We start from the raw sequence: 3,610 nt of genomic DNA, 5'->3' as shown, positions 1-3,610 counted from the left end.
GCCTACTCGTCGTCGGGCTTCTCCGCCTCGTCGACGTCCTCCGCGAGGCCGAGCTGCTCGACGAGCCACCGGTCGAACTCGATGGCGGCCCGTACCCAGCTCACCGTCGACGACACGAAGTGCTCCAGGCTGACGCCGGTGCCGATCAGCATCTGCGCCTCGCCGATGAGGCGGACGGTGCCGTCGTCGTGGGTGTGGCTGTAGACCTTGGGCCACAGGGTGCGGCGGTTCCAGTCGTCGATCGACTCGAGCAGCGTGGGCTTCACGTCGATCGCGTGCGGCCGGTCGTAGAACGTCCGCACCGAGAAGACCTGCTGATCGCCCTCGCCGCGGAACATGAAGTACGTGCGGAACTGCTCCCACGGCGCCGCGAGGTCACCCTCTTCGTCGACGACGTACTTCAGCTCCATCTGGTCGAGGAGCTGCTTCACGAGGTCCTGGTCCGGGACCACGGGGCCCGCCGGTCCTTGCGGCTGCGGCTGTGGCTGCTGGCCCCCGAAATTCGGAATCGAGGACGGGTCGATGCTCACCGTGTTCTTCCCTTCGTACGGATTCCGCCATCCTCCCTCATCCGGGGCGGGGGGTGGCAAGCCCCGGCGGGCCTGTCACCGGACGGTCGGCTCGATCCGGTCGGCCGCGACCCGTGGCCCTTCACGACGCGACGTGCACGGCCCGCCGCCCTCCTGGGTGACGGGCCGTACGCGCCACCGCGCCGCTACAGCGTCTTGCCGCTCGCCGGTCCCACGATCAGGTCGTCGCCGAAGCGGTCCACGCGGACCGTGTCGCCGTCCTTGATCTCGCCGGAGAGGATCTCCCGGGCGAGTCGGTCGCCGATCGCGGTCTGCACCAGACGGCGCAGCGGGCGCGCGCCGTAGGCCGGATCCATGCCCTCGTCGGCGAGCCAGGTCAGCGCCTCGTCGGAGATCTCCAGGGTGAGCCGGCGCTCGGCGAGCCGCCGGGCCAGGGAGCCGATCTGGAGCCGGGCGATCCGGCTCAGCTCGTCCTTGGTCAGGGCGGAGAAGACCACCAGGTCGTCGAGCCGGTTGAGGAACTCCGGCTTGAACGAGGCGCGGACCACCTCCAGCACCTGCTCCTTCTTCTCGACCTCGCTGCTCAGCGGGTCGACCAGGTACTGGCTGCCCAGGTTCGAGGTGAGGACCAGGATGGTGTTGCGGAAGTCGACCGTGCGGCCCTGGCCGTCCGTGAGGCGCCCGTCGTCCAGTACCTGCAGCAGGATGTCGAAGACCTCCGGGTGGGCCTTCTCCACCTCGTCCAGCAGGACCACGCTGTACGGCCTGCGGCGCACCGCCTCGGTGAGCTGGCCGCCCTCCTCGTAGCCGACGTACCCGGGGGGCGCGCCGACCAGCCGGGCCACGCTGTGCTTCTCGCTGTACTCCGACATGTCGATGCGGACCATGGCCCGCTCGTCGTCGAAGAGGAAGTCCGCGAGCGCCTTGGCCAGCTCGGTCTTGCCGACACCGGTGGGTCCGAGGAAGAGGAAGGACCCGGTGGGGCGGTCGGGGTCGGCGATGCCGGCCCGGGTGCGGCGCACGGCGTCGGAGACGGCCCGTACCGCCTCGGTCTGGCCGATGAGCCGGCGGCCCAGCTCGTCCTCCATCCGCAGCAGCTTCTGCGTCTCGCCCTCCAGGAGGCGCCCGGCCGGGATGCCGGTCCAGGAGCCGACCACGTCCGCGATGTCGTCGGGGCCGACCTCCTCCTTGACCATGGTGTCCTTGGCGGCCTCCTCCTCGGCGGCGGAGGCCTCCTCCAGGTCCCGCTCCAGGCCCGGGATCTCGCCGTACAGCAGCTTGGACGCGGTGTCGAAGTCACCGTCCCGCTGGGCGCGCTCGGCCTGGCCGCGCAGGTCGTCCAGCTTCTCCTTCAGCTCGCCGACCCGGTTGAGGGACTGCTTCTCCTTCTCCCAGCGGGCGGTGAGGCCGCGCAGCTCCTCCTCCTTGTCGGCGAGGTCGCGGCGCAGCCGCTCCAGCCGCTCCCGGGCCGCCTGGTCGGTCTCCTTGCCGATCGCCAGCTCCTCCATGCGGAGGCGGTCGACGGCGCGCTGGAGCTCGTCGATCTCGACGGGCGAGGAGTCGATCTCCATCCGCAGCCGGGAGGCGGCCTCGTCGACGAGGTCGATGGCCTTGTCGGGGAGGAAGCGGGAGGTGATGTAGCGGTCGGAGAGGGTGGCGGCGGCGACCAGCGCGCCGTCCGCGATCTGCACCTTGTGGTGCGCCTCGTACCGGCCCTTGAGCCCGCGCAGGATGGCGATGGTGTCCTCGACGGTGGGCTCGGCGACCAGCACCTGCTGGAAGCGGCGCTCCAGGGCCGGGTCCTTCTCGATCCGCTCGCGGTACTCATCCAGGGTCGTCGCGCCGACCATGCGCAGCTCACCGCGGGCGAGCATGGGCTTGAGCATGTTGCCCGCGTCCATGGCGGAGTCCCCGCCGGCGCCCGCGCCGACGACGGTGTGCAGCTCGTCGATGAAGGTGATGATCTGCCCGTCGGAGTCCTTGATCTCCGCCAGGACGGTCTTCAGCCGTTCCTCGAACTCACCGCGGTACTTGGCGCCGGCGACCATCGCGCCGAGGTCGAGCGCGACGAGCCGCTTGTTCTTCAGCGACTCGGGCACGTCGCCCTTCACGATGCGCTGGGCGAGCCCTTCGACGACGGCGGTCTTGCCGACGCCGGGCTCACCGATCAGCACGGGGTTGTTCTTGGTACGGCGGGACAGCACCTGCACCACGCGGCGGATCTCGGTGTCCCGGCCGATGACCGGGTCGAGCTTGCCCTCACGGGCCGCCGCCGTGAAGTCGGTGCCGAACTTCTCCAGGGCCTTGTACTGGCCCTCGGGGTCGGGTGTGGTCACCCGGCGCCCTCCCCTCGCCTTGCCGAAGGCCTCCTGCAGCCGCTTGGCCGTGGCCCCTTGACCGGACAGTACGTCACCGGCCTGGCCGCCCTTGGCGGCGATGCCGATCAGCAGGTGCTCCGTGGAGAGGTACTCGTCGCCCAGCTCCTTCGCCTTGGCCTGCGCCTCGGTGATCACAGCGAGGAGCTCGCGATTGGGCTGGGGCGGCGCGACGGTGGAGCCGGTCACGCTGGGCAGGCCGGCGAGGACGCGCTCGGCGCCCTCGCGCACGGAGGCCTGGTCGGCGTCGACGGCCGCCAGAAGATCGGTGATGTTCTCGTTCTCCTGCCCCTGGAGCAGAGCCAGGAGCAGGTGGGCGGGGGTGAGGTCCGCGTGCCCCTCGGCCACGGCCCGGTTGCCGGCCGTCTTGATCGCGTCCCGGCTCCTGTTGGTCAGCTCGGCATCCACGTCTGCGTTCTCCTCCTTGCGTCAGCCTCGTCCGGCTGGTGCCTGCACCACACTGCCTTGGGCAACGTACACAAAGTTGAGTCTATTCCACTCAAGGGCGGGACATGCCTACGCGCCGCGCGTTTTTCGGGTACCCCGAGAAGCCGGCGGCAAGGAGAACGGAGCCGAGCGGAGCGGAACGGGCAGCTCCGGACCCGGCGTGATCCGGACGGAGTCAGGGCACGACCGGTACCGGCGGAAACCTGGAGAACAGGTGACAAACCTGCAGCGGCGTCACCGTGTTCAGGTCACGGTGAC

At 70.2% G+C, this 3,610-nt stretch carries 2 protein-coding genes; both read right to left on the bottom strand.

What is annotated here, in order from left to right:
* Nucleotides 1–2: 2 nt before the first annotated feature.
* Nucleotides 3–530: a YbjN domain-containing protein gene (locus UW392_RS06720; RefSeq protein WP_320773947.1), complete on the bottom strand. Its 528-nt coding sequence runs from the start codon at nt 528–530 to the stop codon at nt 3–5.
* A 185-nt stretch (nt 531–715) separates the two neighbouring features.
* A complete protein-coding gene (gene clpB, locus UW392_RS06715; RefSeq protein ID WP_320773946.1) occupies nt 716–3,313 on the bottom strand; it encodes an ATP-dependent chaperone ClpB in 2,598 nt (865 codons plus the stop codon).
* Nucleotides 3,314–3,610: the final 297 nt, after the last annotated feature.

The organism is Streptomyces sp. CRN 30, from assembly GCF_034105845.1.
Note: the sequence above shows the minus strand (reverse complement) of the source record. Positions and strands in the feature narration are given on the sequence as shown.